Here is a 1328-nt window from a genome sequence, read left to right as displayed (position 1 = left end):
GCGGCCTGATTATAGCCATGTACCTGCCAATCTTCCAAATGGGTTCTATTGTGTAATGCCGGAACTAATCAGCCTGCTCAGCCAGCATCTATGGCTGTTTGTACTAGGTGTGTTTATGGTCAGCCTGTTAATCGGCAGTTTTTTAAATGTGCTGATTTACCGGCTGCCCATTATGATGGAGCGCGAATGGCAGGCGGAGTTTAGTGCTTATTTTGACACTCACAGCAGCCATAACACCGCAACAGAGCCAGCGGCACGGTTTAATTTAGCGGTGCCACGCTCGGCTTGCCCAAAGTGCCATACGCCAATTAGTGCACGCGATAATATCCCTGTTATCAGCTACCTGCTGTTAAAAGGCCGCTGCCGCCATTGCCAGACCCCTATTAGCCTGCGCTACCCGGCAGTGGAGCTGTTAACCGCAGTATTGTCTGCGCTGGCCGCCTGGCAGTTTGGCTTTGGTGCGGCGGCATTGATGGTGATCGTCGTTGGCTATTTACTGGTGGCGCTCAGCTTTATTGATATCGATAAAATGCTGCTGCCTGATCAGTTAACACTGCCACTGCTGTGGCTGGCGTTGCTGTTTAGCTTAAGCGATGCCGCCTTTGTTAGCCCGGCGCAGGCCATTATTGGTGCCGCCGCCGGCTATTTAAGCTTATGGACGGTGTATTGGGCCTTTAAGCTGCTCACCGGTAAAGAAGGCATGGGCTATGGCGATTTTAAATTGCTGGCCATTTTTGGTGCCCTGCTTGGCTGGCAACAACTGCCGCTGATTATATTGTTATCGTCGTTAGTCGGCGCGGTGATTGGCATCACCTTACTGAGTATTCAGGGTAAAGACAAAGCCACCCCTATCCCCTTTGGGCCCTATATTGCTGCGGCCGGTTGGATAGCCATGCTGTGGGGCGAGCAACTGACCAATGCTTATTTAAATACGTTGGGCTTATAATGCCTGACGCCAGCCACCCGCCATCTGCAAGCGACACACTGCCGTCTGGCAGCCTGATAGTGGGCCTGACCGGCGGCATCGGCAGCGGCAAAAGCACGGTAGAGGCCCTATTTAATGCGTTGGGCGTACCCAGTGTTGATGCTGATGTGATTGCCCGCGCTGTCTTGGCCCCCGGCACCCCATGCCTTAGCGCCATAGCGCAGCATGTTAAAACGCACTACCAGCAAGATGTACTGCTTGCTGATGACAGCTTAAACCGCGCCAAATTGCGCGAGCTGATCTTCAGCGATACCACTGCCAAAACCTGGCTGGAGCAACTGTTGCACCCGGCCATTCGCCAGCAGCTGTTACAGCAACTGGCACTCGTGCAGGCACCCTATGT

At 53.5% G+C, this 1328-nt stretch carries 2 protein-coding genes; both read left to right on the top strand.

Going from position 1 to position 1328, the window contains the following annotated elements; all coding sequences use genetic code 11:
- Positions 1-55 precede the first annotated feature (55 nt).
- The gene (locus V7D78_RS17365) at positions 56-946 is read left to right on the top strand and encodes a prepilin peptidase (RefSeq protein ID WP_333609707.1); all 891 of its coding nucleotides are present in this window, start codon (positions 56-58) and stop codon (positions 944-946) included.
- A partial coding sequence (gene coaE, locus V7D78_RS17360) for a dephospho-CoA kinase (protein ID WP_333609706.1) occupies positions 946-1328 on the top strand: 383 nt, incomplete at its 3' end. The genes V7D78_RS17365 and coaE, both read left to right, overlap by 1 nt.

The organism is Arsukibacterium sp. (genome assembly GCF_036735525.1).
Classification (GTDB): domain Bacteria; phylum Pseudomonadota; class Gammaproteobacteria; order Enterobacterales; family Alteromonadaceae; genus Alishewanella.
Note: the sequence above shows the minus strand (reverse complement) of the source record. Positions and strands in the feature narration are given on the sequence as shown.

Coding starts and splice junctions, on each gene's coding strand:
- V7D78_RS17365 (WP_333609707.1), top strand. CDS start 56: ATGCCGGAACTAATCAGCCTGCTCAGCCAGCATCTATGGCTGTTTGTA.